The 26,115-nt window shown below is 60.3% G+C and carries 23 protein-coding genes; 5 read left to right on the forward strand and 18 right to left on the reverse strand.

Annotated features, from left to right (window positions below):
* Window positions 1-9: 9 nt before the first annotated feature.
* The 7 genes from pqqB to AC1RJ3_RS08240 form a co-directional block, all read right to left on the reverse strand.
* Window positions 10-924 (reverse strand): pyrroloquinoline quinone biosynthesis protein PqqB, encoded by a 915-nt coding sequence (pqqB, locus tag AC1RJ3_RS08210; protein WP_493078328.1) that lies wholly within the window; start codon window positions 922-924, stop codon window positions 10-12.
* Window positions 925-978: 54 nt separating this feature from the next.
* Window positions 979-1,050 carry a pyrroloquinoline quinone precursor peptide PqqA gene (pqqA, locus tag AC1RJ3_RS08215; protein ID WP_003253598.1) on the reverse strand — a complete coding sequence of 24 codons (72 nt, stop codon included), beginning with the start codon at window positions 1,048-1,050 and terminating at the stop codon, window positions 979-981.
* Between the two features lie 276 nt (window positions 1,051-1,326).
* On the reverse strand, window positions 1,327-2,847 hold the full coding sequence (gene exaC / locus AC1RJ3_RS08220) for an acetaldehyde dehydrogenase ExaC (RefSeq protein ID WP_427527135.1): 1,521 nt from the start codon (window positions 2,845-2,847) through the stop codon (window positions 1,327-1,329).
* A 155-nt stretch (window positions 2,848-3,002) separates the two neighbouring features.
* A complete protein-coding gene (locus AC1RJ3_RS08225; protein ID WP_493078331.1) occupies window positions 3,003-4,778 on the reverse strand; it encodes a PQQ-dependent methanol/ethanol family dehydrogenase in 1,776 nt (591 codons plus the stop codon).
* Window positions 4,779-4,981: 203 nt separating this feature from the next.
* Window positions 4,982-5,857 (reverse strand): substrate-binding periplasmic protein, encoded by an 876-nt coding sequence (locus tag AC1RJ3_RS08230; RefSeq protein ID WP_493078333.1) that lies wholly within the window; start codon window positions 5,855-5,857, stop codon window positions 4,982-4,984.
* A gap of 3 nt (window positions 5,858-5,860) precedes the next feature.
* Entirely contained in the window at window positions 5,861-6,322 is a 462-nt protein-coding gene (pedF, locus tag AC1RJ3_RS08235; protein ID WP_054596928.1) for a cytochrome c-550 PedF, read from the reverse strand.
* A gap of 160 nt (window positions 6,323-6,482) precedes the next feature.
* Entirely contained in the window at window positions 6,483-6,605 is a 123-nt protein-coding gene (locus AC1RJ3_RS08240; protein WP_493078335.1) for a hypothetical protein, read from the reverse strand.
* Between the two features lie 154 nt (window positions 6,606-6,759).
* On the opposite strand from AC1RJ3_RS08240, the gene AC1RJ3_RS08245 reads away from it, so the two are divergent.
* The 5 genes from AC1RJ3_RS08245 (at window position 6,760) to AC1RJ3_RS08265 (ending at window position 11,336) form a co-directional block, all read left to right on the forward strand.
* On the forward strand, window positions 6,760-7,944 hold the full coding sequence (locus tag AC1RJ3_RS08245) for an ABC transporter substrate-binding protein (RefSeq protein WP_493078337.1): 1,185 nt from the start codon (window positions 6,760-6,762) through the stop codon (window positions 7,942-7,944).
* A gap of 30 nt (window positions 7,945-7,974) precedes the next feature.
* On the forward strand, window positions 7,975-8,934 hold the full coding sequence (locus tag AC1RJ3_RS08250) for a YVTN family beta-propeller repeat protein (RefSeq protein WP_493078339.1): 960 nt from the start codon (window positions 7,975-7,977) through the stop codon (window positions 8,932-8,934).
* Window positions 8,931-9,686 (forward strand): ABC transporter ATP-binding protein, encoded by a 756-nt coding sequence (locus tag AC1RJ3_RS08255; RefSeq protein WP_493078341.1) that lies wholly within the window; start codon window positions 8,931-8,933, stop codon window positions 9,684-9,686. Before AC1RJ3_RS08250 ends, AC1RJ3_RS08255 begins: the two co-directional genes overlap by 4 nt.
* On the forward strand, window positions 9,683-10,474 hold the full coding sequence (locus AC1RJ3_RS08260; protein WP_493078343.1) for an ABC transporter permease: 792 nt from the start codon (window positions 9,683-9,685) through the stop codon (window positions 10,472-10,474). The genes AC1RJ3_RS08255 and AC1RJ3_RS08260 overlap by 4 nt, the downstream gene beginning before the upstream one ends.
* A 196-nt stretch (window positions 10,475-10,670) precedes the next feature.
* Window positions 10,671-11,336, forward strand: a complete 666-nt coding sequence (locus tag AC1RJ3_RS08265; protein WP_477771932.1) for a response regulator — start codon at window positions 10,671-10,673, stop codon at window positions 11,334-11,336.
* A gap of 60 nt (window positions 11,337-11,396) precedes the next feature.
* Here AC1RJ3_RS08265 and nahK read toward each other — a convergent pair whose 3' ends face one another.
* The 11 genes from nahK to AC1RJ3_RS08320 all read right to left on the reverse strand — a co-directional run bounded on the left by nahK (window position 11,397) and on the right by AC1RJ3_RS08320 (window position 26,080).
* A complete protein-coding gene (nahK, locus tag AC1RJ3_RS08270; RefSeq protein WP_493078345.1) occupies window positions 11,397-14,030 on the reverse strand; it encodes a hybrid sensor histidine kinase/response regulator NahK/ErcS' in 2,634 nt (877 codons plus the stop codon).
* The gene (gene nosP, locus AC1RJ3_RS08275; protein ID WP_493078347.1) at window positions 13,960-15,123 is read right to left on the reverse strand and encodes a nitric oxide-sensing protein NosP; all 1,164 of its coding nucleotides are present in this window, start codon (window positions 15,121-15,123) and stop codon (window positions 13,960-13,962) included. The genes nahK and nosP overlap by 71 nt, the downstream gene beginning before the upstream one ends.
* 255 nt (window positions 15,124-15,378) lie before the next feature.
* A complete protein-coding gene (locus AC1RJ3_RS08280; RefSeq protein ID WP_493078349.1) occupies window positions 15,379-16,563 on the reverse strand; it encodes a porin in 1,185 nt (394 codons plus the stop codon).
* A gap of 392 nt (window positions 16,564-16,955) precedes the next feature.
* Complete coding sequence (locus AC1RJ3_RS08285; RefSeq protein WP_493078351.1) at window positions 16,956-18,368, reverse strand: aldehyde dehydrogenase family protein; 1,413 nt, start codon at window positions 18,366-18,368, stop codon at window positions 16,956-16,958.
* 10 nt (window positions 18,369-18,378) lie between these two features.
* Window positions 18,379-19,422, reverse strand: a complete 1,044-nt coding sequence (locus AC1RJ3_RS08290) for a homoserine dehydrogenase (protein ID WP_347929748.1) — start codon at window positions 19,420-19,422, stop codon at window positions 18,379-18,381.
* Window positions 19,423-19,597: 175 nt separating this feature from the next.
* Window positions 19,598-20,035, reverse strand: coding sequence for an Lrp/AsnC family transcriptional regulator (locus tag AC1RJ3_RS08295; RefSeq protein WP_347929747.1), 438 nt, complete (start codon window positions 20,033-20,035; stop codon window positions 19,598-19,600).
* Window positions 20,036-20,056: 21 nt separating this feature from the next.
* On the reverse strand, window positions 20,057-21,436 hold the full coding sequence (gene thrC / locus AC1RJ3_RS08300) for a threonine synthase (RefSeq protein ID WP_493078353.1): 1,380 nt from the start codon (window positions 21,434-21,436) through the stop codon (window positions 20,057-20,059).
* A 16-nt stretch (window positions 21,437-21,452) separates the two neighbouring features.
* Entirely contained in the window at window positions 21,453-22,343 is an 891-nt protein-coding gene (locus AC1RJ3_RS08305) for a LysR substrate-binding domain-containing protein (RefSeq protein ID WP_103318038.1), read from the reverse strand.
* Window positions 22,344-22,403: 60 nt separating this feature from the next.
* Window positions 22,404-23,834: an amino acid permease gene (locus AC1RJ3_RS08310; RefSeq protein WP_103318041.1), complete on the reverse strand. Its 1,431-nt coding sequence runs from the start codon at window positions 23,832-23,834 to the stop codon at window positions 22,404-22,406.
* 151 nt (window positions 23,835-23,985) lie between these two features.
* Complete coding sequence (locus AC1RJ3_RS08315) at window positions 23,986-25,263, reverse strand: cystathionine gamma-synthase family protein (RefSeq protein ID WP_347929745.1); 1,278 nt, start codon at window positions 25,261-25,263, stop codon at window positions 23,986-23,988.
* Between the two features lie 388 nt (window positions 25,264-25,651).
* Window positions 25,652-26,080 (reverse strand): DoxX family protein, encoded by a 429-nt coding sequence (locus AC1RJ3_RS08320; RefSeq protein WP_371917648.1) that lies wholly within the window; start codon window positions 26,078-26,080, stop codon window positions 25,652-25,654.
* Window positions 26,081-26,115: the final 35 nt, after the last annotated feature.

Genomic DNA, 26,115 nt, shown 5'->3' on the forward strand with positions numbered 1-26,115 from the left:
GCAACGCGTTCACAGCTCGATGCTCATGCCGTCATAGGCCACTTCAACGTTGCGCCGTGTCAGTTCGGCGCGTTCGGCCGAGTCTTCGTCGAGGATCGGGTTGGTGTTATTGATGTGGATGAGAATCTTGCGTTGGCGAGGAAATCCCTCCAGCACGTCGAGCATGCCGCCGGGGCCGCTTTGCGCCAGGTGGCCCATCTCGCTGCCCAGACTCTGGCCGACTTCGCACAGGCGCATTTCATCGTCGCGCCACAGCGTGCCGTCGAGCAGCAGGCAGTCGGCGCGCTGCATCCAGCCCAGCACCTCGGTATCGACCTCGCCCAGGCCGGGGGCATAGAACAGGCTCGCGCCGCTGCGCAGGTCCTCGATGAACAGGCCGATGGTGTCGCCCGGTTGCGGGTTGCCGCGATTGGGTGAATACGGTGGCGCGTTGCTGCGCAACGGGATCGCCCGCCATTGCAGGTGCGCGCAAGCCGCGATAGGGAATGGCTGACTGTCCAGCCCGATGGGCTGCCACTGCAAACCACCGTTCCAGTGGCTGAGCATGTTGAACAAAGGGAAGCCGCTGCTCAGGTCCTGATGGACCCGCTCGGTGCACCAGACCTGATGCGGGCAGCCTTCGCGCAGACTGAGCAGACCGGTGCAATGGTCGATCTGGCTGTCCAGCAGCACGACCCCGGCAATCGCCGTATCACGCAAGCGACGCGCCGGTTGCAGGGGGCCGAAGCTCTCGAGTTGGGTGCGGATGTCCGGTGAAGCATTGCACAAGACCCAGTCCACGCCATTGTCACTCAAGGCAATCGATGACTGGGTACGACGCTGCGCCCTCAGGCGGCCATTACGCACGCCGCTGCACTGGCGACAGTTGCAGTTCCATTGCGGAAAACCACCGCCAGCGGCGGAACCAAGAATACGGATATGCATGGACAGTGCTCCCGACAAGAGGCCCGGCCACCGTGCAGATGGCCGGACGGAACATCAACGATTGGCGAAATACATCGTCACTTCGAAGCCAATACGCAGGTCGGTAAACGCGGGTTTAGTCCACATGGGTCAATCCTCTTCTTGTGCCGGTGCATTCCGGTAGAGGCATTAATACACGCGAGGACTGACGCCCGAATGCTACTTTCGAAGGAGGTGGCGGGGTGCCTTGGTAGGGGGTACACGAGGCAGGGCCGAGACGGTTAAACGCGAAAATCAAAAGATCGCAGGCTGCGCCAGCTCCTACATCGCGGGAGTACATCCCGAGTCCTTAGAAGCTGCCGCAAGGCTGCGATCTTTTGGCCCGAACCTGTGGCAGCGTCTACGAGCGGTTAACGTTGCAGGTCAGAAGAAACCCAGCGGGTTGATGTCGTAGCTCACCAGCAGGTTCTTGGTCTGTTGGTAGTGGTCGAGCATCATTTTGTGGGTCTCACGGCCAACGCCGGACTTCTTGTAGCCACCAAACGCCGCGTGCGCTGGGTACAGGTGGTAGCAGTTGGTCCAGACGCGACCGGCCTTGATTGCCCGACCCATGCGATAGGCGCGGTTGATGTCGCGGGTCCACAGACCGGCACCGAGGCCGAACTCGCTGTCGTTGGCAATCGCCAGGGCTTCGGCTTCGTCCTTGAAGGTGGTAACACCCACCACCGGACCAAAAATTTCTTCCTGGAACACGCGCATTTTGTTGTGGCCCTTGAGCAGGGTCGGTTGGATGTAATAGCCGCTCGACAGGTCGCCTTCAAGACGTTCAGCCGCACCGCCGGTGAGCAGCTCGGCGCCCTCCTCCTGAGCGATTTTCAGGTACGAGAGGATCTTGTCGTATTGCTGCTCGGACGCCTGGGCGCCGACCATGGTCTCGGTGTCCAGCGGGTTGCCGCGCTTGATCTTGACGATCTTCTTCATGACCTCGGCCATGAACGGTTCGTAGATCGACTCTTGCACCAGCGCGCGGGACGGGCAGGTGCAGACTTCGCCCTGGTTGAAGAACGCCAGCACCAGGCCTTCAGCGGCTTTTTCGATGAACGCGGGCTCTGCCTGCATGATGTCGGCGAAGAAAATGTTCGGCGACTTGCCGCCCAGTTCCACGGTCGACGGGATAATGTTCTCGGCGGCGCATTTCATGATGTGCGAACCCACCGGGGTGGAACCGGTGAAGGCAATCTTGGCGATACGCTTGCTGGTGGCCAGGGCCTCGCCAGCTTCGCGGCCAAAGCCCTGGACGATGTTCAGCACGCCCGGTGGCAGCAAGTCAGCGATCAACTCGGCGAAGACCATGATCGACAGCGGCGTCTGCTCGGCCGGTTTGAGGACGATGCAGTTACCGGCGGCCAGGGCCGGAGCGAGCTTCCAGGCGGCCATCAGCAGCGGGAAGTTCCACGGGATGATCTGCCCGACCACGCCCAGCGGTTCATGGAAATGGTAGGCAGTGGTCAGTTCGTTGATCTCGGCGGCGCCACCTTCCTGGGCACGGATGCAGCCGGCGAAGTAGCGAAAATGGTCTGCCGCCAGCGGTACATCGGCGTTGAGGGTTTCGCGCACAGCCTTGCCGTTGTCCCAGGTTTCGGTCACCGCAAGCACTTCGAGGTTCTGTTCGATGCGGTCGGCGATTTTCAGCAGCACCAGCGAGCGATCCTGAGCCGAGGTCTTGCCCCAGGCGTCGGCCGCTGCATGGGCGGCGTCCAGGGCCTTGTCGATGTCTTCGGCGGTAGAGCGCGGGAACTCGGCGATCGGCTGGCCGTTGACCGGTGAAGTCGTGGTGAAGTACTGGCCTTTGACCGGGGCGACAAACTCACCGCCGATGAAATTGCCGTAGCGTGCCTTGAAGGAAACGACGGCGCCGGGTGTTCCGGGTTGAGCGTAAATCATGATAAACCTCTGCTGGGTCGAGGCCTGTCGGTCAACAGGCGATAGACCGATAGTAGAGAGCCCCACAGCCCGGACGAATGCGCCGTTGGCAGGGGGACTCTCGTCATTTGGTCGTAGTTTTGCCTTGAGGGTATTCAGGCCCCTCCAGGCTCAGATCAATGCTTGGCCACCAGGTCCTTGGGCAGTTTGAAGGTCCAGAGCATGCCGCCCTGGTTGAAGTCCTTGACCCGCTTGGCCACTTCGCCACCCCACAACGGGACAGCACCGCCCCAGCCGGACAGCACCGAGACGTACTGCTCGCCATCCATCTCCCAGGTAATCGGCGAGCCGAGCACGCCGGACCCGGTCTGGAACTCCCAGACCTTTTCCCCGGTCTTGGCGTTGAAGGCCTGCAGGAAGCCTTCCGGCGTACCGGTAAACACCAGGTTGCCCTTGGTGGTCAGCACCCCGCCCCAGAGCGGCGCGTAGTTCTTGTGCCGCCAGACTTCCTTGCCGGTTTTCGGGTCAATGGCGCGCAGCACGCCGATGTAGTCTTCGTTCAACGGCTTGATGGTGAAGCCGGCGCCGAGGAATGCCGCGCCCTTCTTGTAGGCGATGCCTTCGTTCCAGATGTCCATGCCCCATTCGTTGGACGGTACGTAGAACAGTCCGGTGTCCTGGTTGTAGGCCATGGGCATCCAGTTTTTCGCACCGAGGAATGCCGGTGCGACAAACACCGAACTGCCTTTTTCTTCACTGCCCGGCGCGCCCGGGCGGCTGGCTTCGTTGTAAATAGGCCGGCCGTCCTTGTCGAGGCCGCTGGCCCAGGTGATCTTGTCGACAAACGGGAAGCCACGGATGAACTTGCCGTTGGTGCGGTCCAGCACGTAGAAGAAGCCGTTGCGATCAGCGGTGGCCGCAGCCTTGATCTCTTTGCCGCCGTCCTTGTAATTGAACGAGATCAGCTCGTTGACGCCGTCAAAGTCCCAGCCATCGTGCGGAGTGCTCTGGAAGTGCCACTTGATGGTGCCGTCGTCCGGGTTCAGCGCCAGACGCGATGAGGAATAGAGGTTGTCGCCAGGGCGCAGGTGGGAGTTCCACGGTGCCGGGTTGCCGGTACCGAACAACAGCAGATTGGTTTCCGGATCGTAGTAGCCGCCGAGCCAGGGCGCGGCACCGCCGGTTTTCCAGAGGTCACCCGGCCAGGTCTTGCCGGCCTCTCCTCCAGAGATGCCGTTCTCGATGGCCTTGCCGTCCTTGTAGACGTACCCCATGTGCCCTTCGACCGTTGGCCGGGTCCACAGCAGGTCACCGTTTTTCGGGTTGTAGGCTTCGATCTTGCCCACCACCCCGAACTCGCCGCCGGCCACGCCGGTGATCAGCTTGCCGTTGATCACCAGAGGCGCGGCGCTGATGGAGTAGCCTTCCTTGTGGTCGGCCACTTTCTTGCTCCAGACCACTTTGCCGGTGTCCTTGTTCAGGGCCACGAGCTTGGCGTCCAGGGTGCCGAAAATCACCAGATCGTCGTACAGCGCCACACCACGGTTGATCACGTCGCAGCACGGCCGGATATCGTCCGGCAGGCGTGCATCGTACTGCCAGAGTTTCTTGCCGGTGTGGGCATCCACCGCAAACACCCGCGAGTAGGATCCGGTCATGTACATCACGCCATCCTTGACCATCGGCTGCGCCTGCTGACCGCGCTGCTTTTCACCGCCGAACGAAAAGGCCCAGACCGGGCGCAGTTCCTTCACGTTATTGACATTGAGGATGTCCAGCGGACTGTAGCGCTGGCCCTGGACGCCGAGGCCGTTGGTGACGACCTGCCCGGGGTTTTTCGGATCCTGGAGAATGTCCTGATCGGTGACGGCGGCCAGGGCCGAGCCGGACAGCAACATGGCACTGAGCAGCACACTGAGGGCGAAGGGTTGACGACGTACGGGGTGGGTCATGACGGCTACCTCTGCGGTTATTGTTGTACCCGGAAATTTCTCCGGTCTGACGCAGATTCTTGGGCGCCGCCGCCGACGCAACAATTGCCCGCAGTGCGGAGATTGCTAGTTCCTTAGTACATATCGAGGATGAGGGGAGCACGAGTGCCGGTACCGCCAGCGCTCGCCCGCAGCGCAACAGCCGACACAATGACGCCTATTGGTTATTGGTACATGTCGGGCACGTCATAGCGCAGACCATAGCTGGCATAGATCGCCTTGAGCGTGCCGTCGCGGATCAAGCCTTCCAGCGCTTCCTCTACCGCATAGGCCAGCTGACGGTTGCTTTCATGCACCGCCATGCCGATCTCCCAGAGCTGCTTGCCCATGTTCGGGTAGGCGTTTTCTGCCAGCGCCAATTGCGGATCGGCCGCCTCGTGCACCTGCCAGTCGATCTCGCCGCGCATCGCCATCACCGCATCGACCTCGCCGGCCTTCATGGCAGCAAAGGCCTGGGGTACGCCCGGATAGTGGTGAGTACTGGCCCTGAGCATGCCGCTGAATACCGAGGTCAGGTAGAACGACGGCACACTGTCGACCTCAACCCCGATGGGGTGATGCTCGAACACTGCAACGCTGCCTACCGACTCCAGTCGACGACGGTCGTAAGCGACCTGCCATTGCTCGTTCTGGTAAGGCCCGAACATCACCACGTGGCCGTTCTCCAGCTCACCGAGCTCGTTGCGCTTTTGTGAGTAGTCGCGGTCATACGGTACGCGCATCATCAGGTCGGCCAACTGCTGGTTGCGCAGTTGGCTGCCGCGCCAGATGTAGTCGCGCAAATCGTCGTCGAGCTTTTCTCCCGGCGGCGCCCAGATCAGCGTGAGACGGACACCGAGCGCCTTGGCCAGGGCCCGGGCCAGTTCAACATCAACCCCGCGTGGCGTACCCGCATCTTCGAAGCTGTAGGGAGCGAAATCCTTGTAGACCGCGACCTTCAGCTCCCCTTCGGCGATCATTTGGTCAAAGGTGCGGACCTGCGCCTGCACCGCCTGGCAACACAACAACACTGCACTGATGAACACCGCGAGCAGGCGCATGGGTCATTGCTCGACATGCACGCTGTCGAGGTAGGTGCGCACCGCCCACAGCGCTTCCTGGCTGAGGTAGTCGGCCATCTTCGGCATGTAGACCCGACCGTCGCGCACCGCGCCATTACGGACACGCTGGACGAACCATTCATCACCCGCTTCGCCGACATCCAGCAGGCGCAGGTCAGGGGCAATACCGCCGGACTTGGCTTCCAGGCCATGGCAGGCGGCGCAGTTCTGGTTGTAGGCCGAAGAGCCGATTTCCAGAGCCTTGTCATGTTCAGGGGAGGACCGATAGGGATTCGCCGCAGCCCAGCCATCGGCATCGACCTGCACGCCGGCATCCTTGATCGGGGTCAGGCCCTTGGTTTCCACTGCCTGGGGGACCACATTGCCATGAGCCCAGGTTGCACCGGCACCGAACAGGCCGGTCAGCAGCCCGGCAACCAGCAAGGCGTTGCGTTTTGTTGTCATTGTTTTGCCCTCAAGATTGCACGCAATACCTCTCTACAGAGGCTACGGACTCATCTTAGGAACAGCGCGGCACGATCCGAATGCTGCTTTGGTGGTCGCCCGCTCATCCCTTGGTAGTAGGGCTTGTGGCGAAGCGCTGGGCGATCGGCGGCGTGCGCACCTAATTCCCTGGGGTCACGGGGACCACCGGCACGGCGACAGGGCGGGCTCCGTGCAGTTTGTCGACGCCGATCAGGCTCAGGATCAGCAGCAACGGCAGGAGCAACGCTTTAAGAATTCGCATGATCGTTGTGCTCTGGATGGGTGGCTGTTACCCATGCTAAAACCGCGCCGCACGCGGCAAGTTACGACCTTGGTACTGGCTCACTGGTACTTTCTGCATATTTCACTGCCCTCCCGGACTTCCTATGCTGGCGCCATACGAAGTGGAGTGCCCTATGCGCCAGCTTATTGGTTACGCCCTGTTCTATTTGTTGGCGATCGCCTGCTCCGCGTTGCTGGCCACCCAGAGCCAGGCGGACGACGACCCGTTGCAAGTGCGCATCGGCTACCTGGGTTATCGCCCCGATCCCGGACCATTGCTGTCCACTGTCATTCCCGAACCCACCGATGCGGGATTGCGAGGTGCCGAGTTGGCAATCATCGACAGCAACAGCACCGGGCGCTTTCTCAAACACGACTATCACCTGCAAAGCACCGTCGTCGACAATCCCGAAGCGTTGCTCGAAGCCGCCAGAGTCCAGCACGCTCAAGGCTTGCGATTGTTCGTGGTGAATGTGCCGCTGGACAGTCTGCGCCAGCTCAGCGCCGCCCTGCCCGACAGCCTGCTGTTCAATGCCGGCAGTGCCGATGACAGCCTGCGCAGCACCGACTGCCTGGCCAACGTGCTGCACAGTCTGCCCAGCCGGGCCATGCTGGCCGATGCACTGGTGCAGTTCATGGTGGTGCGCAAATGGCAGCGGGCGTTGCTGATCGTCGGTCAGACGCCGGAAGACCAGGCCTATGCCGCCGCTCTGCGACGGGCCATGAAACGCTTCGGGCTGAAGATCGTCACCGAGAAACCCTGGACATTCGACAACGACCAGCGCCGCAGCGCCCAGGCCGACATGCCCCTGTTCACCCAGACCGCCGAATACGACGTGGTGCTGGTGGCGGATGAGCGCGGCGACTTCGGTGAATACGTCCCCTACCAAACCTGGTACCCGCGCCCCGTGGCCGGCACCCAGGGACTGACCCCAACCGGCTGGCACCACAGCGTGGAAACCTACGGGGCCGCCCAGTTGCAGAAGCGCTTCGAAGCCCTGGCCGGACGCAATATGAACGACCGCGACTTCGCCGCCTGGATCGCTGTGCGCAGTATCGCCAGCGCAGTCAGCAAACTGCGCCAGACCGACCCGGTCGCCATTCGCCAACTGGAACTCAGTGACCAGTTGCCACTGGACGGTTTCAAGGGCCGCAAACTCAGCTATCGCCCATGGAACGGCCAGTTGCGCCAGCCGATCCCCATCGTCCAGCCGCGAGCGCTGGTCAGCACCGCGCCCGAGGACGGCTTTTTACACCCCACCAATGAAATGGACAGCCTGGGTTTCGACAAACCTGAAGTGAGTTGCCGCTATCCCTGATCACACCACCACAACAATAAGGAATCCGCCATGCGCCGCACCCTGCTCACTTGCGCCCTCCTGCTCGCCGCCGGGCAAGCCGTGGCGAGCACCGCCTGGGTCTCCAACGAGAAAGACAACAGCCTGAGCCTGATCGACATGCAGACCCTGCAAGTCACCGAGACCCTGCCCGTGGGCCAGCGTCCGCGCGGGCTGTTGCTGTCCCACGACAACAAATTGCTGTACATCTGCGCCAGCGACTCGGACCGGGTCCAGGTGATGGATGTGGCCACCCGCAAGATCATCAAGGAGCTGCCCTCCGGCAAGGACCCGGAGCAATTCGCCCTGCACCCCAACAACCGCTGGCTGTATGTCTCCAACGAGGACGATGCGCTGGTGACGGTGATCGACACCGAAACCGCCAAGGTCCTGGGCCAGGTCAATGTCGGCGTCGAACCCGAAGGCATGGCGGTCAGCCCCGACGGCAAGTGGGCGGTCAACACCAGTGAAACCACGAACATGCTGCACTGGATCGACACCAGCACCCAGACCCTGACCGACAGTACCCTGGTGGATCAGCGGCCGCGTTTCGTCGAGTTCAATCGGGATGGCTCGCAACTCTGGGCTTCCGCCGAAATCGGCGGCACCGTAACCATTCTCGATGTGGCGACCCGCAAGATCCTCAAGACCCTGAAGTTCCAGATCAAAGGCGTGCACCCGGACAAGGTGCAACCGGTGGGCGTCAAGCTCAGCGCCGACGGCAAGTACGCCTTCGTCGCACTGGGCCCGGCCAACCATGTAGCCGTCGTCGATGCCAAAACCTTCGAGATCCTCGACTACCTGTTGGTCGGGCGACGTGTCTGGCAGATGTCGTTTACCCCGGATCAGAGCCAGCTGCTGGCCACCAACGGGGTCAGCGGCGATGTTTCGGTGATCGACGTCAACAGCCTCAAGGTCATCAACTCGGTGAAGGTCGGACGCTACCCATGGGGCGTGGTGGTCACGCCATGAACGCCCTTGATGTCTGCGACGTGAGCTTCGCCTACGGCCCACGCGAAGCGCTGAAACAGGTCAGTTTCAGCCTGGCGCCCGGGCGTTTCGCGGCACTGCTGGGGCCCAACGGCGCGGGCAAGTCAACGCTGATCGCCCTGCTCACCCGGCTCTATGACCTGCAGCGCGGGGACATTCGAGTCGGCGGTTGCTCGTTGCGCAACGCCGCGCGCCCGGCCTTGCGTCAATTGGGGGTGGTGTTCCAGCAAAGCACTCTGGACCTGGACCTGAGCATTGAACAGAACCTGCGCTATCACGCCGCGTTGCAGGGTATGTCGCGCGGCCAGAGCCAGCGACGGATCGATGCCGAACTGGCGCGCCAAAGCCTGAGCGAGCGACGGCACGAACGGGTTCGTGAACTCAATGGCGGGCATCGCCGGCGGGTGGAAATTGCCCGCGCCCTGCTCCACGAACCACGCTTGCTGCTACTGGATGAAGCCAGTGCCGGCCTCGACCCGGCCAGCCGCCTGGCGCTCAATCGGCACATTCGCACGCTGTGTCACGAACAACAGATCAGTGCGCTCTGGACCACCCACCTGCTGGACGAAGTGCACCCCAACGATGACCTGCTGATCCTCCATCAGGGCCGGCTGGTCGCCAGCGGACAGGCGGACGCGCTGAGCCGGGAGCACGGCGGCGACCTTGATACCGCTTTCGCCCGCCTCACCCCTTCACCCGGCCTTGCGGCCACTACCGGAGTCAGCTCCCGATGAACGCATACTGGCGGTGTTTCAGCGGTATCGTGTTGCGCGAATGGCTGCGCTTCGTGTTGCAACGCACGCGTTTTCTCAGCGCCCTGGTGCGCCCGCTACTGTGGCTGCTGGTGTTCGCCGCAGGTTTTCGCGCCGCCCTGGGTATCGCGATTATCGAACCCTACGACACCTACATTCCCTATGAGGTGTACATCATCCCGGGCCTGGCCTGCATGATCCTGCTGTTCAACGGTATGCAGGGCTCGCTGTCGATGGTCTACGACCGGGAGATGGGCAGCATGCGGGTGCTGCTGACCAGCCCTCTGCCGCGAGCCTTTCTGCTGGGCAGCAAACTAGTGGCCACCTCGTTGATTTCCCTGTTGCAGGTTTATGCTTTCCTCGCCATCGCCTGGCTGTACGGCGTGCAACCACCGGCGGCGGGACTGCTGCTGGCGTTACCGGTGTTGCTGCTGGTGGCCCTGATGCTCAGTGCCTTGGGGCTGCTGCTGTCCAACGCGATTCGCCAGTTGGAGAACTTTGCCGGGGTGATGAATTTCGTGATCTTCCCGCTGTTTTTCCTGTCATCGGCCCTGTATCCGTTGTGGAAGATGCTCGAGGCCAGTCAGTGGTTATACTGGCTCTGTGCCCTGAACCCGTTCACCCATGCGGTGGAGCTGGTGCGTTTTGCCCTGTACGAACGCCTCAATCCGTTGGCATTGGCGGTGTGCCTGGGGCTGACCCTGCTGTTCAGCGCGCTTGCGGTGCTGACTTTCAATCCCCAGCATGCGGCGTTACGCAAGGCCGGATAACCCGTCTCCTACTTTAGTACTGGTTTTCTTATCTATGGTCGCATTCACAAAGCACCGTCCCTGGCATGTAATGGGTCCATGACAAACAGGATGAGAGCCTGTGCCGAGTGCCTTGCGTCGCCGGCAGCCCCTTTCCCTGACGCCATAGCCTGAGAACCCTTGCCCCACCCTAATCACAATAACGAGGTGAAAGGCCATGTATAAAATTCTGATTGCCGACGATCACCCGCTGTTTCGCGAAGCCATTCACAACGTTATCAGCGACGGCTTTCCGGGCAGCGAGGTGATGGAGACCGCCGATCTGGACAGCGCCCTGACGCTGACCCGGCAGCACGACGACCTGGACCTGATCCTGCTGGATTTGAACATGCCCGGCATGCATGGCCTCAATGGCCTGATCAATCTGCGCAACGAGGCGCCGACCATTCCGGTGGTGATCGTCTCTGCCGAGCAGGACAAGCAGGTGGTGCTGCAAGCCATCACCTACGGCGCCGTGGGCTTTATCACCAAGTCTTCACCACGCTCGCAAATGACCGAGGCGATCGAGCAGATCCTCAACGGCAACGTCTACCTGCCGCCGGACATCATTCGCACGCAAAAAAGCGCCTTCACTCGACGCATGAGCGAAACCCCGAGCTTTCCTCCCGAATTGCTCCAGGCCCTGACCCGCAAGCAACTGCTGGTGCTCGAACGCATGACCAAGGGTGAATCGAACAAGCAGATCGCCTACACCCTGGACATCGCCGAAACCACGGTCAAGGCCCACGTCTCGGCGATCCTGCGCAAGCTCAACGTGCACAACCGGGTGCAAGCTATCCTCAGTGCCGGGGATATCGACTTCGGCGCTTATCTGCGGCGCTAAGTAATTCTGGCGCGAAAGCGAAAGATCGCAGGCTGCGATCTTTTACGCTTCGCTCGCACCTCAAGGCTGTCCGAGCAGATGGCTCATCGCAGTCTTGAGTTTCATCGGCCGCACCGGTTTGTGCATCAGGGTGTGGCCGCGTTCGCGGATCTGTTGCTTGAGTTCGTTGCTGTAGTTGGCAGTGATCATCATCGCCGGTATCGGCAGGGCCCGACGCGCGTTGATCCGCGCCACGGCATCGACACCGTTGCAGTCGTTATCCAGGTGGTAGTCGGCGATCAGCAGGTCGGCTTCGGCATGGTAATTGTCCACCTGACGCGCCAGGTCTTCTTCCGATAATGCCGTGACCACCAGGCAGCCCCAACCTTCAAGCAAGGTCCGCATGCCGGCGCAAATCGCAGCATCGTTGTCCAGCACCCACACCCGCGCACCGCGCAGGCGTTCGAGCATCGGCTCGCTGATCGCCGGGCTCGGCTGAGCCTTGGGCGCAGTGGCGCTGAGGGGCACTTCGACGGCAAACATCGAGCCCTTGCCCGGCCACGAGCGCACCCGAATCCGATGGCCGAGAATGCCGGATATTTTCTCGACGATAGCCAAGCCCAGGCCCAACCCGCGGTCCTGGTTCGGGCGCTGCACATCACCGCGTTTGAACTCCTGAAAAATCTCTTCCAGGCGCTCCTCGGCGATCCCGATGCCGCTGTCCCAGACTTCGATCGACAGGTGCCGGCGATGCCGTCGGCAGCCCAGCACTACCCGGCCGCCGGGGGTGTAGCGAATCGCATTGCTCAACAGGTTACGCAGGATCCGCGCCAAGAGCTGGATGTCGCTGCGCACCAGCGCCGAGCAGGCCACGAAGTGCAACTCAAGCCCTTCGCTGCGCGCTATCTGGGCATATTCGGTGGCCAGGTTGTCGATCAATTCGCTGAGGGCGAACGGCGCGATATCGGCCTTGATCACCCCGGCATCGAGCTTGGAAATATCCACCAATGTGCCCAGCAGATTCTCCACATCCTCCAGGGAATTGCTGACATTGCGCACCAGTGTCGCATTGGCTACCGGCTCGCGGCGCTCGAGCAGTGCACTGGTAAACAGCCGCGCCGCGTTCAACGGTTGCAGCAGGTCGTGACTGACGGCAGCGAGGAATTTGGTTTTCGACAGGTTGGCCTGTTCGGCCTCCAGCTTGGCCTCGCGCAAGCGCGATTCGACCCGGCTGCGTTCGTCGATCTCGCGCAGCAACTGGTCATTCAGGGTGGTCAGTTCGGCTGTGCGCTCGCGCACCCGTAGCTCCAGATTCTGATAGGCCTGGTGCAGCGCCTGCGCCGTTCTGCGACGCTCGGTGATGTCGCGGATCAGCACAAAAATCCCCACCACCTCACCACTGGCCAGGCGGTTCGGGACATAGGAGCGCAGCATGTAGCGCTCCTGATTATTGATGTTGGTTTCGGCCACTTCAAAGGTCACGCTCTCGCCCGCCAAGGCCCGCGCCACATAGCTCTCCAGCCGCTGATAATGCTGTTCGCTATGCACCTCGCGCAGACTCTGGCCGAGCATCACGCCCCGTGGCCAGCAGTACCATTCTTCATAGACCTTGTTGGTGAACTCGTAGACCAGGTCGGCATTCAGATAGGCGATCAGCGCCGGCACATGGTCGGTGATCAGGCGAATCCAGCGCTCGCTCTCACTGAGGGCCTCGGCATGCTGATAGCGTTCAGTGATGTCGGTGAAGGTGTTGACGAAGCCGCCGGTGGGCAGCGGATGGGTGCGGATTTCCAGTACCCGTCCGTCGTAAAGGCGCTGCTCGCATTCGTGGATGATCCTTCCGTTATCGTCGCGACTGTCCGGGGTCAGCAGGCGCAACTCACTGTCGCCGATCACCTCGGCAAAGGGCCGGTGAGCGGCCACCGGCGCCAGGCCGCTGAGTTCTAGGAAGCGCCGGTTCCACAACTCCAGGATGCCCTCGGCGCTGACCATGGCCACCCCTTGGGACAGGTTGTCCACCGCTCGCTGCAACAGACGGGATTTTTGCGCGACAGCCTGTTCGCGGCGCACGGTTTCGCTGAGCTTGACCTCGGTGATGTCGGTAAACAGCATCACCCGCCCGCCTTCCCGGGTGGAGCGCTCGCTGACTTGCAGCCAACAACCGCTCTGCAGTCGATAGAGCAGTTGCTCGTCGGCATGGCCCCGCGGTTCTTCGTTGAACAGCCCGGTGGCGGTCATCAGTCGCTTGACCTCGCCGAGCCGCATGCCAGCGATAATCCGCACCTTGCTGTTGGCCCAGAATGCCTTGAATCGACTGTTGAACAGCACAATGCGCTGGTCTTCGTCGAACAGCACGAAGGCATCGGAGATGCTCTCGATCGCGTCGATCAGATACCGGTGAGCAGTTTCGGCCCGTAGCCGGGCTTCGCTGAGCAAGTGATTGCCGGCCTTGAGTTCGGCCATGGCCTGGTTCAATGCATCGGTGCGCTCGCGGACCTGCTCGGCCAGCACCACCGAATGCTGAAAGGCCGAGTAAGGGTCATTGCCCCGCGTCACCCCGGACTCGATCCGCTCGATCAGCGCGTCATTGATGCGCTGTAACTTGCGGTTCTCATGCTGCAGTCGGGCGACCTGCTGTTGCAGTTCAACGACTGACAGGGGTTCGGTTCCGGGCAATGGCAACCCCGGTGAAGGTTTGGTTGATGTGCATGCCATTGAACTGTTCTCCATAGGTGTTGAAACCCATCACCCGCTGCTCGCGCAAGAACGCGCCGATCTGTTCCAGGCCATCACCGTCTTCCAGCTCCAGGCGCCGGAGAAAACAATCGCAACCGATGGTCAGCAGCAGCTCGCCGAGACGCGCCTGCAAACCGTCGAACAGATGTTGCAGATTCGGCAGCATGGGCCCGGGGGTCATGGCGGTCAGCACGATGCCGTTCTCCACCGCACAATAAAAACTCAGGCTCAGGTCCGGATGAACCTGCTGGATCGCCCGGACGTAATACTGGTCGTGGATCCGCACCGCCAGCGGGTGGGCGGCGAATACCCGGTGATCGAGCTCGGCCACCGGCACACCGATGTGGCGCGCGTACTCTTCGGCGGCGGGCTCGGCGTTAAGCTCAAAGACCCGACGCTGGGCGCTGTCAGCGCCAGTCACCACCAGTTTCTCTTCGCGGGGCAGGATGTGATGGGTGGTGAACACTTCGAAATCCAGCCAGGTATTGACCAGCACCACCACCGCCGCGCCGCAGTGGAATTCACCCTCGAAATAGACATGAGTGTGGGTCAGGTAATTGTCGTCGCCGGCTGAGCCACCGAAATGCGGAATGTCCCCCAGTGCCGCACTCAGGGCAGCCAGGACCATTTCCTCACGACTGGACAGGCCATCAAGCAGGGTCAGGGCGAAGCTGTTGCCCTTGATCGGCGCCAGGGTGTTGCTGCGACAGTCGCTGACCAGCCTCTCGACCATCCGCTGGGCGTCGATCAGGCTGAAGCGTTCCATTTCGTCGATCCGTTCGGTGGCGATGGAAAAGTGCCGATGATCAAAACCGACCGCTGTCACGCAATTGCGGCCATAGCCAAGGGGAGTGATTTCACCGGCGCTGGTGCAACCCACCAGGCGGATACCGCCGAAACTCTGCTCCAGGGCTTCGCCCAGCGCCTGCAAATCGTATTCGGCGGAACAGAAAAACAACACGAACCCCAAGTGCGGGTGTAACAGCTGCCGCGCCAGTTCCTGGGCCACCAGCCGGGCATCGGTCGCCTGGGACATTGCACTGACGACACCCTCGTTCTGGGCCTGCTGCATCTTCGCCTCCTGCCGGTGCGCACTATGAGGCCTGAGTGTACGAAGTCTGCCGGGGGCCACGAATGCTACTTGGGTAGGGGTTAACCGCTTCCATGGGATGAAAAGGCCAGTCGATCAGACGTTGCCGCCGAAGGATCGCAGCCTTCGGCGGTGCCTATGGGATGTGTGTGTGTGCAGCCATCTGAACAGGCACTGCAACAGGCGGCGATCCTGGCGATCGCGCCTGCAAAGACAGCCGGGCGGATGATCGGGGGGTTACCAGGTCAGCACGGCCCCGACGGCGAAGGTATCGGTATTCTCGTTCTGGGCACTGGTTTGATGGCCTTTGATTTCGAACTGGTTGTATTCGGCGACCAGCTTGAGGTTGTCATTGACCTCATGGAACAGTGCCACACCGTGGGTTTGATAATCCGCGCCGCTGCCGACTACGCCATTACCATCGTCCTTGGTTTTGCCATAAGACAGCGCCAGGCGATTCTTGCCGAGCGTGTAGGAGCCCTGCAGCAAGTAGCCATCGCTGTCGACATTTCTCAGGGTCGGCTGGCCGGCGTTGTTGGTAAAGAACGGATTGATACCCTTGGCCTGAAAGCCGGAACCGGTGAGCGACAGGCCGCCCATCTTCGCCTGCACGCCGTAACCGACGCCTTTGGAGGTGACCGAGTTGACGGTAGAGTCGGTGTTGTCCGAGGTCTGGTAGCTGCCGTTGACCCAACTGTAAATCTTCGCCCCCGCGACATCGAACTGGTAGGTGATCTCGCTCTCGGTGCGAGGGTTCTGCTGATAGGCCTTGCCGGTCGGACTGCTGTCGTTGGTGCTCACCGGATCCATGATGCCCACCGCGACTCGCAAGCCGTCCATGACCGGCGTGCGGTAGGTGATCTGCGAGGTGGGGAATGGGTACGGATAACCGCTGCCGATATTGCCGAACGACACCCCGCCGCCATCGACCAGGCCCAGGCTATCGCTGACCTGACCATACCCGGAGAGCAGTTCATCGAGCAGGATGTTGGAGCGCGCAAACAGCCCGAAATCCTTACCGATCAGTACCTCGCCCCATTCCGGATTGGCCACGGTGCCATAGAACTGGCGCACATCGATGGCGGTGTCGGTGCCCTTGGTCTGGCTGTCGTTGATGGTCACCCAGAAGGACGCCCGGGCCCCGAGTTTCAGGTCATCGACCTGCTTGCCCATGTTGAAGCCCAGATAGTTGGGCAGAAACCCCATCTTCACCCGGGCCTGGCGGCGGTCGAACTGATCGCCGGCGCGATCAACCTTGCTGTTCACGTAAAAGGCATTGATGTAGCCGTCGGTAGAGAACGTGGTCTGGTCCTTGTCGTACAGCATGATATCGGCCTTGGCGATGGCGCTCAGGCCAAGCATCGACAGGCCGACAATGACCGCGGGCAGAAGATGGGGCAAATTCTTATTGTTGTTGTGCATGGCGCGCTCCGAAATCGGGGGACGAAATGTCGGAGGCGATTATCGAAAGCTGGCGAACAGCCTTATACAGTGCCTTGGAGGGGGTTGGCAGATGCTTTGGGCCAGTGAGTGTGGCGCGATGATTTGGACCCTGACCGGGTCACGCCACGGTGCAATACTTAAGGTGCAAGCCTTGTGAGCAGCTGCAGAACGGCTACGACAACGCCATAGCCGAGAGTTTTTTCAGCGTCTAAAGCAGGAACGGATCACGCCAAAAATCCATACCACGCGGCAAGATGCCCGTTGCGATGTTTTCGATTAAATCGAGATGTTCTACAACGCGAACAAAGCACTGGGACGGTGACCAAACCGTCCCAATGCCAAACAAGCAGTGCTTTTTTTCCTTGAATCACCTAACGAAGGATATTCAGACACACCACCTTGGGTTGCGTCATTTCCTCATAGGCGAAGCGCACCCCTTCCCGCCCCAGGCTGCCGTACTTGAAGCCACCAAATGGCATCGCATCGAAGCGATAGTCGGAGGAGTCGTTGATCATCACGCCCCCGGCTTCGATCCTGCGCGCAGCCCTCATGGCCGTTGCCAGATTATTGGTGAAGATCCCCGCATGCAGGCTGTATTCCGGTTCGTTCGCCAGGGCGATAGCCTCATCGAAGGTCTCGAAGGGCTGCAACATCACCACCGGAGCAAACACTTCGTTGCGCCACAGCCGGCTGGCGTGATCGACATTTTCCAGCACGGTCGCTGTGTAGCATGCGCCCTGACGCTGATTACCGCACAGTAACCTGGCGCCCTCCAGCAGGGCTTCGCTCACCATTTGCTCAGCTTGTTTCGCCGCCTGCGGGGTAATCATTGGGCCGATGTCGGTGCCAGCCAGCGCCGGGTCGCCAACCACTAGAGCCTGAGCCTGATTGACGAAGCGCTCGCGGAAAGCCCCATAGATCGAGGCCTGGACCAACAGGCGCTGAGTGCCGATGCAGTTCTGTCCCGCCGCCCAGAAGGCCCCGGACAGGCAACTCTCGACGGCCGCGTCAAGGTCGCAGTCGCCCATCACGATCACCGGCGCATTGCCGCCCAGGTCCATGGTCAATTTCTTCAGGCCGGCGATACGGGCAATCTGCTCACCCGTGGCGAATCCACCGGTAAAGGAAATCATCCTCACCTCACGGGCGGCTACCAGGGCCCTGCCCAACTCTGCCCCGCCGGTGGCGACCGTGACCACTGACTCCGGCAGCCCGGACTCGACCAGATACCTCACCAACCTGATGGCCGACAACGGCGCCAGCTCGGACGGTTTGAGAATCACCGCGTTGCCGCCGGCAATCGCCGGGCCGAGCTTATGTGCTACCAGATTCAACGGATCGTTGTACGGGGTGATCGCCACAATCAAGCCCAGTGGTTCGCGGGAGAACCAGCCCTGCCGCGACTCGGAGCCTTCATAGGCGTCGAACGGCAACACTTCGCCAGCATTGCGCGTGGCCTCCTGCGCAGACAGCTTGAGGGTGTTGATACACCGTTTGACTTCTTTCTCTGCCTGCTTGAGGGTCTTGCCGGCTTCGTCGACGATCAACCGGGCAAAAGCGCGGGCATCGCGTTCGATACTCAATGCCGCCTGTTCAAGGATCCGCGCCCGGAGATAACGCGGTAACCCGGCGCTGGCCTGAGCTCCCTTGCGGCCTTGCTCCAGCAACTGCGGAACCTGTGTCATACAGACGTCCGCTACGGTCCCGACGACGCTGCCGTCAAAGGGGTTCAGTACATCAATTTGATTCTCCACAATGGCCAGGGCCGGACGCGATAGGTTCACAGGCCTTCTCCTAGTTGTGTGCAACGGACTGATGGATATTGATGATGTCCGAGAGCAGTGCGAATGCGGTTTCCGTGCGCCCGGCCCCCGGCCCCGAGACCGTCACCGTGCCGAGCAAACCGGTAGTGAATGACACCGCGTTAGTTGCACCGCAGATACCGGCCAGCGGGTGATCGTTGCTCAGCAGCCGGGGTTCGACATGGGCGCTGACCGAACCATCGGCATGCCGTGTGGCGGCGCCGATGAGCTTCCAGCGCGCACCGTCCTGACGGGCTCTTTCGATATCACTGAGGTTGAGGCCGCAAATACCCTTGCAGCTGACATCGCTGACGTTCAGTTTGGCGTCCAGCAGTTCATTGGCCAGGATCACTACTTTGAGGCGTACATCATGCCCCTCGACATCCGCAGTCGGGTCGGCTTCGGCGTAGCCCAGTTCCTGAGCCTTGCTGACCGCCTCGGCGAACCCCAGCCCGTCTTCCATGCTGCTCAACACAAAGTTGGAGGTGCCATTGAGAATCCCCTCGAAGCCGAGTATCGAGCTGCCCGCCAACGACTGCTTGGCCAGGCGGATCACCGGAGTGCCGCTCATCACCGAGCCTTCGTATTCAAAGGCGACGTTATTGCGTCGAGCGAGGTCCTTGAGCTCTGCAGCGTGCAAGGCAATCGGTCCCTTGTTGGTGGTGACCACATGCTTGCTGCCTTCCAGCGCCCAGCGACAGAACGAGGTGGCCGGCTCACCGTCGACCGGGTTGGTGAAAGTCGCTTCGACAACGATGTCCGCACCGGAGTGTTTGATCACAGCTTCATTGAAGGCTTCGGCATCCCCTCCCGGCAACTGCGCCAGAGCACCCTTGACCGCAGGCAAGTTAGCCAGCTGACCGGCATCCAGTCCTTCGCAGCCAATCACGCAGCCGAGGAACAGGTCGGTGACACCGACAATTTTCAGGGTAAAACCCAATTCTTTCTTCCAGCTTTCGTTACGCTCGGCAATCAGTTGAGCCAATGCCCGGTTGACACCACCGAAGCCGACCAGCGCCAGTTTGTATTCAGTCATTTTTTATTGCCCTTGATCCGAATGATGGGTTACTGGGCACTAGATTAGGCGGGCAGCCAAGGCAGTGAAATATGGCTATTTGCTCTATTTTATGGGCGTTTTGACCAGTGGCTGGGCAAAGCGTCAGGCATAAAAAAAGCCAACATGCGTTGGCTTTTATATCGGGGCAAAGCGGCTAGACAACAGACGAAAGCACGAATGAGGTTACGGTGTTTTCCACCCCAGGCAACGCGGATATTTCATTCCAGACTTTATGCACTCGCTCCGGGCTCGCGGCACCGACCCGCAGCATCAGATCGAACTCGCCGCTCATGACATCGCACTGGATAACTTCCGGAATCTGCCGCAGGGCCAGCAGCACTTCCGCGCCACGCATACGATCGTAGCGATAGACGAAAATCACCGCATTGATATTCGAAGAAGTCTGCCGCCCCTCCCCCGTACGCACCGTGTAGCCCTGTATCGCCCCGTCGCGCTCGAGCCGTTCGATGCGCTGGCGTACGGCATTGCGCGACAGGTTGACCCTGGCCGCCAACTCGGCGTGGGCGACCCGGGCGTTGAGCCGCAGTTCGGCGATGATGCGCTCATCGAGAGGGTCCAGAATTCGCTTCACTTAGCCTCCTTTACAGCGTCTTCACAGAGCGCCGAGCAGTTGATGGATGATCTCGAGGTCATCGGGCTGAATCCGGTAAACCTGTGACGGCCCTTGCCCCGGCACCGGGCTGCGCCGAGCCGGCGCGGTGATCCCCAGTTCGCCGAGCAGTAGCGCGGACTTGGCCGGTGATATCTCGCCCAGGGTGACCATGGGCGCCACAAGACTTCGGCGGTACAACCGGGCCGCGAGGACACCAGTGGCGGCATGAGGGTCAATGACGTAACCGGTATCGCTATACAGCGAGGTGATTTCCTTCAGGGTCTGCTCATCACTGACCGAGTAGGAATCGATGATCATCCGCGCCTGGAGCCAGAACTCGTTGGCGATGCTCATCTCGCCGCTGGATTCGAACTCGACCATCAATGCGCTCACCGCCTGATAGTCATGTCCATAGAGCTCCCAGAGAAAGCGCTCGAGGTTGGAAAAGATCGACAAGTCCATGGCCGGAGACAAGGTCTTGTTGGCCCGCAACCGGGAGTAGTGGTTCTTCAGGAACAACTGATGCAGCGCGTCGTTTTGATTGGTTGCGACAATCATCTGGGTAATAGGCAGGCCCATCTTTTGCGCAATATAGCCGGCGTAGACTTCAGCGAAACTCGCTGCCGGCACACTGAAGCCGATGGGGCGCTGCCCACCCCCCAGTTGCAGCACGGCATGGAAATAAAACACTAGCTGCGCCAGCACGCCGACCCAGTTGTTCGAGTTGAAACTGATGGCCTCGTATTGCGCGCACGGCCATTGCCGGAACAATCGGGTGACGATGGTCTGGCACTCGTCGAAGCTGCCATTTACCGCGAATCTGTGGACCCTGGGATGAGCCACCGCCTGCAGATCCTGTAACTGCTGCTCCGGCATGCCGGACTCCGGATAGATCACCACTACCATCGTATCGTCGCAGTGCTTGAACGCCTCGATGGCGGCCAGTCCGGTATCGCCGTTGGTGGCCCCCAGGACGATTCCGCGGCGCTGGCGTTTGCGCAGAAAGTATTGCACCAGTCGCGCCTGTAGCTGGGCGGCAAAGTCTTTCGAGGAACAGGTCGGCCCATGGAACAGTTCCAGCACCCATTCATTGCGGTCGACCTGGAGCAAGGGCGCGACGGAGCGATGGCTAAAGGTACTGTAGGCCTCCTTCAGCAGGCGTTTGAAATCCGCCTCGGGAATGGCATCGCCGACAAAAGGACTGATGACCCGATAGGCCAGTTCGTCATAGGGCAAGGTCGACCAATTGGCGATTTCCTGTGGCTCGAATAGCGGCAGGCCAACAGGCACGAACAGCCCGCCGTCGTCGGCAACGCCGGATAACACAACCTTCTCGAAATCAGCCTGTACGGCCGAACTTCGTGTACTCACATAGCGCATGGTTGACTCCGGCCATTCATTTATAACGATGTGCCTGCTCGACCAGCCAGGTGGAAAACATCACCGCGTCAGGGTGCTGATCGGCCTCGGCCCCCCGCACCAGGTAAAACGACTCGCTGGCCTCGATACGTTGCGCAAAGGGCTCGACCAGACGCCCGTCCTCAAGCATTTCGTCGACCATGGACGAGCGGGCCAGCGCAATGCCCTGCCCTAGCTCGGCCATGCGTAACGTGGAAATCAGGGTATCGAACTGCATACCGGTGGACGAGTCGACGGCGTGCGCACCGACCATATTCAACCAGTAACCCCAACCTTCTTCGTAACCCAGGACATGCAGCAGTGGATGGTGCACCACATCCTCTGGCACCTTCAGCGGCGAGCGGGCCATCAGAGCCGGCGAGCAAACCGGGAACAAGGTGTCCCAGGTCAGACGCTGAGACACCAGCCCCGGCCATTGTCCATGGCCCCAGCGTATCTCCATGTCGTCTTCGCCATCGAGCTCCTTGACCCAGATGTTGCTGATGTAACGGATGTCGACATGCGGATGGGCCTGCCGAAAGTCCACCAGTTTGGGCGCCAGCCAGTGCACGAAAAACGACAGGCTGCCGCGTACCTTGATGGGCCGGCGCTTGTGCTGACCAAAAATCTCGTTGGTCCCCACCGCCAGCCGGGTAATCGCATCCTGTACCACCGGCAGATAGGCTTGGCCTTCCTCGGTCAAACCCAGACCACGAGGCAAGCGCTTGAACAGCGCCACCCCAAGGTGGCTTTCCAATTGGCGGATCTGCTGGCTGATTGCGCCTTGAGTCAAAAACAGCTCTTCGGCGGCGTGGGTGAAGTTCAGACAGCGAGCGGACACCTCAAATGCTCGCAGCCAGTTCAATGGGGGTAACGTCTTTTGCTTCATGGCCTGGATCTCATTGACGCCCCCCGCACCGAGCACGTTTGCCCACCTCGTCGACAATGCCTAGAACGCATCGGACGGTTGTGCCAAGGGAGCAAGCGACAAGCGGCGCTCGCGGCTTTTGCGGGTAATGTAATACACGAAGTAGCACCAGGCGATGAACGGCACACCGAAGTACAGGGCCACCCGCTGCTCAGGGTCGAAGGCGATCCCGACACAGGCCAGGCTGCAGCTGGCCAGCGCCCCCAGTGGCACCCATGGGTAACCCCGCACGCGGAACTTCAGGTCGTGGATATCACCGCCATTGGCCACATAGTGTCGACGGAAAGCGATCTGGCTCGCAGCAATGCTCATCCATACCACCACCACTGCCAACCCGGAAATCGACACCAACGCCAGGTAGATAGTGTCGGCGGCAAACACACTACTGAGCAACGACGCCGCGCCACCGACCATGCTCAACACGATGGCATTCAACGGCGTGCCCATGCGGGTCAGGACCGAGAACTGCTTGGGCAGGTGACCCTGGTCGCTCAAGGTCCAGAGCATCCGCGAAGCGGCGTAAAGTCCGGAGTTGGCGGCGGACAGCAAGGCGCTGATGATCACGAAGTTCATGATGTCGGCGGAGTACGGAATACCGATGTAGGTGAATACCGTGACGAACGGACTCTCCACCAGCCCGGCCTGTTCCCGGGGAAGCAAGGTCGCCAGGACGAAGATGGTACCGACAAAGAAGATCGCCAGGCGCAGCACCGTGGTGCGAATGGCTCGCGGCACGTTGCGTTGCGGGTCCTTGGTTTCGCCGGCAGCGATACCGATCAGCTCGGTGCCAGAGAAGGCAAATGACACCGCGAGCAAGGTCATGGCAATCGACATGAACCCAGTGGGAAACAAGCCCTCACGGGTGAAGTTGCCCAGGCCAATACTGTGAGCCTGATCGATATGCAACAGGCCGAGAATAGCCCCGCCGCCGATCAGCAGGAACACTACCACCGTCACCACCTTGACCAGAGACAACCAAAACTCAGTCTCGGCGAACAAGCGCACCGAAATCACATTGGTCAGAAACACCACTCCAGCGAACAGCGCACTCCAGATCCATACCGGAGTCTGTGGGAACCAGCGCGCCATAAGGATACCGGCGGCAGTGAATTCCGAGCCAATAGCCACGGTCCAGGTCAACCAGTAAAGCCAGGCCACCGTGTAACCGGTCCCCGGGCCGAGAAAGCGTGTGGCGTAGGTGCTGAACGAGCCGGTTTCCGGCATCTGCACCGCCAGCTCGCCCAGGCACATCATGACCATGTAGACCATGAGCGCGCCGATGATATAAGCGATAACCGCCCCCAAGGGGCCGGCTTGGTTGACGGTGTATCCGGACGTAAGGAATAGCCCGGTACCAATGACACCGCCCAATGCCAACATGACAATATGGCGGGTCTGCATTTCCTGTTTAAAACCGGCACGCGCGTTGAGCTGTTGTTCTTTTATGGACATGATTGTTCTCATGAAAGTTATTAGGGCACGCATTCACTTCTGCGATGAGTTACTGGGCAGAATAAAAACAGGTTGCCACTAAGTTTTATTATTATTCCTCTTCATGAAGTCCTCATAGACTGCCTTGTCGTGAGGCATTAACTTTGAAACTTTAGTTGGGTACCTCGGTGCAAGATTCATTGATTGAGGGTTGTGTTTTTACCTGTACCTGTTCATGCCGTGAGCGCCTGACATAGGCGAATGCCTGCTTCAGATCGTCGAGCAAATCGTCGGTGTCTTCGATGCCGACCGAAACCCGCACCAGCCCTTCGGAAATGCCCAAGGCCAAACGCTCCTCCAGCGTGTTCTCCACATGACTGGTGGTCCTGGCCGGGCCGTAGATGGTTTCCACCGCGCCCAGATTCCCCGCGCAATGGGCAAAGCGCAGGCGTGGTAACAGTACTTTGACGGTGTCCATGCCACCGACCAGGACAAAACTGACGATGGCGCCGAACCCGCGCATTTGCGCGCACGCCACAGCGTGGTTCGGATGACCGGGCAAGCCGGGATAGTTCACCGATTCCACAAGGGGCTCGTTGCTCAGGAACTCTGCCAGGGCACGGGCACTGTGTTGTTGCTGACGCATCCGCAGTGCCAGGGTTTTCATGCCCCGGATGATCAAATAGGCCGAGAAGGGATCAAGCGCCGCACCGTTGATTTCCCGGTAATGACGAACCTTGGCCATCAAGGATTCAACGCCGCACACCAGACCGCCAAGCACATCGCCATGGCCGCTGAGGAACTTGGTCGCGCTGTGGATGACTACGTCTACGCCCAATGCCAGGGGATTCTGATTCAACGGAGTGGCGAAGGTATTGTCCGCCACCACCACGGCGCCGACGCGCTTGGCCGCACTCACCAGACGTTGGATATCGAGTATTTTCAGAGTCGGGTTGGTCGGAGTTTCCAGGTAGAGCACCTGGCAGCCTTTGGCGACTTCACGCTCGATCTCGTCATGATCGAAGGTTTCGCACAAGGTCACGTCCACCCCCATGCGCGGCAGGAACTCTTCGAAAATCTTGTTGGTGCCGCCGTAGCTGTCCTTGGTGGAAACTACCCGATTGCCGTGGGCAAGGAAGGTATAAAGCACACTGCTGATGGCCGCCATGCCGCTGCTGAAGGCCACCGCGGACTCGGCCTTTTCCAACTCGCAAATTTTCGCTTCGAGGGTCTCGACCGTCGGGTTGCTCATGCGGCTGTAGATAAATCCCGGAGCCTTGCCCAAAGCCACGTCGTACCAGACGTCAATGTCGTCGTAACCGTAGGCGGCACTGACCACGATAGGTGTTTGCGTGGCGTTATAGGGGTGCCTGACTTGCTCCCCGCCCCAGACCGCTCGGGTTCCCGTTCCGGCGTTATCAAGCCCTGCGCTGTCAGGTTTATTGTTCATTGAGACTACTCGCACTGAAGGGTGGCGACTGTTGAGTCATTCGCCGGGTCTGGTCGCCAATATAGTCAAAAGGATTGCACCCGAGAAACGATGTAATCAGTGCCAAAGGGCCGCTTTTATTAATGGCTGTTGATGTGCGAGGAAATCGAAATAGCTAACGCTTGTACCGTACGCCTCTCATTTTCCAGAGACTTATCCAAACCTCCCATTCATATACCAGTTGAAGGCTACGTCTTAACGTTCAGTCGAAAGGAAACCATATTTTCTGGCTCTTCACGGAATACCAGGAAACACAGAAACCAGAACGCCGATTTGATAGATGATGTTCGTGCGAGCAAACACATCTAACAAACCGGCGTTCTGATACCCAATATTAATACTTTCCTCCCTACAGTTTGCTCAGGAGTGGCCAGCGATGCGACAGACTCGTACCCACTGCCAATTTCCCAGACCCGCCGACCAGAATCGTTGAGAAGATGATCAGCAGCAGCCAGGCGAACTGGCCCTCGGCCAGGCTCCACTCGGGATGAACCCGGATAACCGATACAACCAGCAAAAAGAGCACAGGCAGTGTCGCAAGGCGCGTCAACAGTCCCACTGCGATGAATATCGGACAAAACACTTCCGCGAAAATTGCCAGCGACAAGGTCAACCGAGCCCCCATGCCAAACGGATCTTCGATCAACGTCAGTTCGTGCTCAAAATTGAACAGCTTAGGCAATCCGTGCACCAGCAACAGCATCAGTACACCGGTGATGCGTAGCCAACACAGCGCTACATCCGCTGCAGTCGTCGTATTCATATCAGATGTGGACATGTTCCATTGCTCCCCACCGCTCGCCTGAGTGCGCC

It is taken from the genome of Pseudomonas sp. GW822-FHT04C11 (assembly GCF_058800905.1).

Bases quoted from the DNA above. Each gene is read 5' to 3' on its own strand.
- AC1RJ3_RS08260 (WP_493078343.1), top strand. From the start codon at position 9,683: ATGAACGCATACTGGCGGTGTTTCAGCGGTATCGTGTTGCGCGAATGG.
- AC1RJ3_RS08310 (WP_103318041.1), bottom strand. From the start codon at position 23,834: ATGTCCATAAAAGAACAACAGCTCAACGCGCGTGCCGGTTTTAAACAG.
- pedF (WP_054596928.1), bottom strand. From the start codon at position 6,322: ATGACAACAAAACGCAACGCCTTGCTGGTTGCCGGGCTGCTGACCGGC.
- AC1RJ3_RS08240 (WP_493078335.1), bottom strand. From the start codon at position 6,605: ATGCGAATTCTTAAAGCGTTGCTCCTGCCGTTGCTGCTGATCCTGAGC.
- AC1RJ3_RS08315 (WP_347929745.1), bottom strand. From the start codon at position 25,263: ATGAACAATAAACCTGACAGCGCAGGGCTTGATAACGCCGGAACGGGA.
- AC1RJ3_RS08230 (WP_493078333.1), bottom strand. From the start codon at position 5,857: ATGCGCCTGCTCGCGGTGTTCATCAGTGCAGTGTTGTTGTGTTGCCAG.
- AC1RJ3_RS08265 (WP_477771932.1), top strand. From the start codon at position 10,671: ATGTATAAAATTCTGATTGCCGACGATCACCCGCTGTTTCGCGAAGCC.
- pqqB (WP_493078328.1), bottom strand. From the start codon at position 924: ATGCATATCCGTATTCTTGGTTCCGCCGCTGGCGGTGGTTTTCCGCAA.
- exaC (WP_427527135.1), bottom strand. From the start codon at position 2,847: ATGATTTACGCTCAACCCGGAACACCCGGCGCCGTCGTTTCCTTCAAG.
- AC1RJ3_RS08305 (WP_103318038.1), bottom strand. From the start codon at position 22,343: ATGAAGCAAAAGACGTTACCCCCATTGAACTGGCTGCGAGCATTTGAG.
- nahK (WP_493078345.1), bottom strand. From the start codon at position 14,030: ATGGCATGCACATCAACCAAACCTTCACCGGGGTTGCCATTGCCCGGA.
- AC1RJ3_RS08255 (WP_493078341.1), top strand. From the start codon at position 8,931: ATGAACGCCCTTGATGTCTGCGACGTGAGCTTCGCCTACGGCCCACGC.
- nosP (WP_493078347.1), bottom strand. From the start codon at position 15,123: ATGCAGCAGGCCCAGAACGAGGGTGTCGTCAGTGCAATGTCCCAGGCG.
- AC1RJ3_RS08225 (WP_493078331.1), bottom strand. From the start codon at position 4,778: ATGACCCACCCCGTACGTCGTCAACCCTTCGCCCTCAGTGTGCTGCTC.
- AC1RJ3_RS08250 (WP_493078339.1), top strand. From the start codon at position 7,975: ATGCGCCGCACCCTGCTCACTTGCGCCCTCCTGCTCGCCGCCGGGCAA.
- thrC (WP_493078353.1), bottom strand. From the start codon at position 21,436: ATGCGCTATGTGAGTACACGAAGTTCGGCCGTACAGGCTGATTTCGAG.
- AC1RJ3_RS08280 (WP_493078349.1), bottom strand. From the start codon at position 16,563: ATGCACAACAACAATAAGAATTTGCCCCATCTTCTGCCCGCGGTCATT.
- AC1RJ3_RS08245 (WP_493078337.1), top strand. From the start codon at position 6,760: ATGCGCCAGCTTATTGGTTACGCCCTGTTCTATTTGTTGGCGATCGCC.
- AC1RJ3_RS08320 (WP_371917648.1), bottom strand. From the start codon at position 26,080: ATGTCCACATCTGATATGAATACGACGACTGCAGCGGATGTAGCGCTG.
- AC1RJ3_RS08290 (WP_347929748.1), bottom strand. From the start codon at position 19,422: ATGACTGAATACAAACTGGCGCTGGTCGGCTTCGGTGGTGTCAACCGG.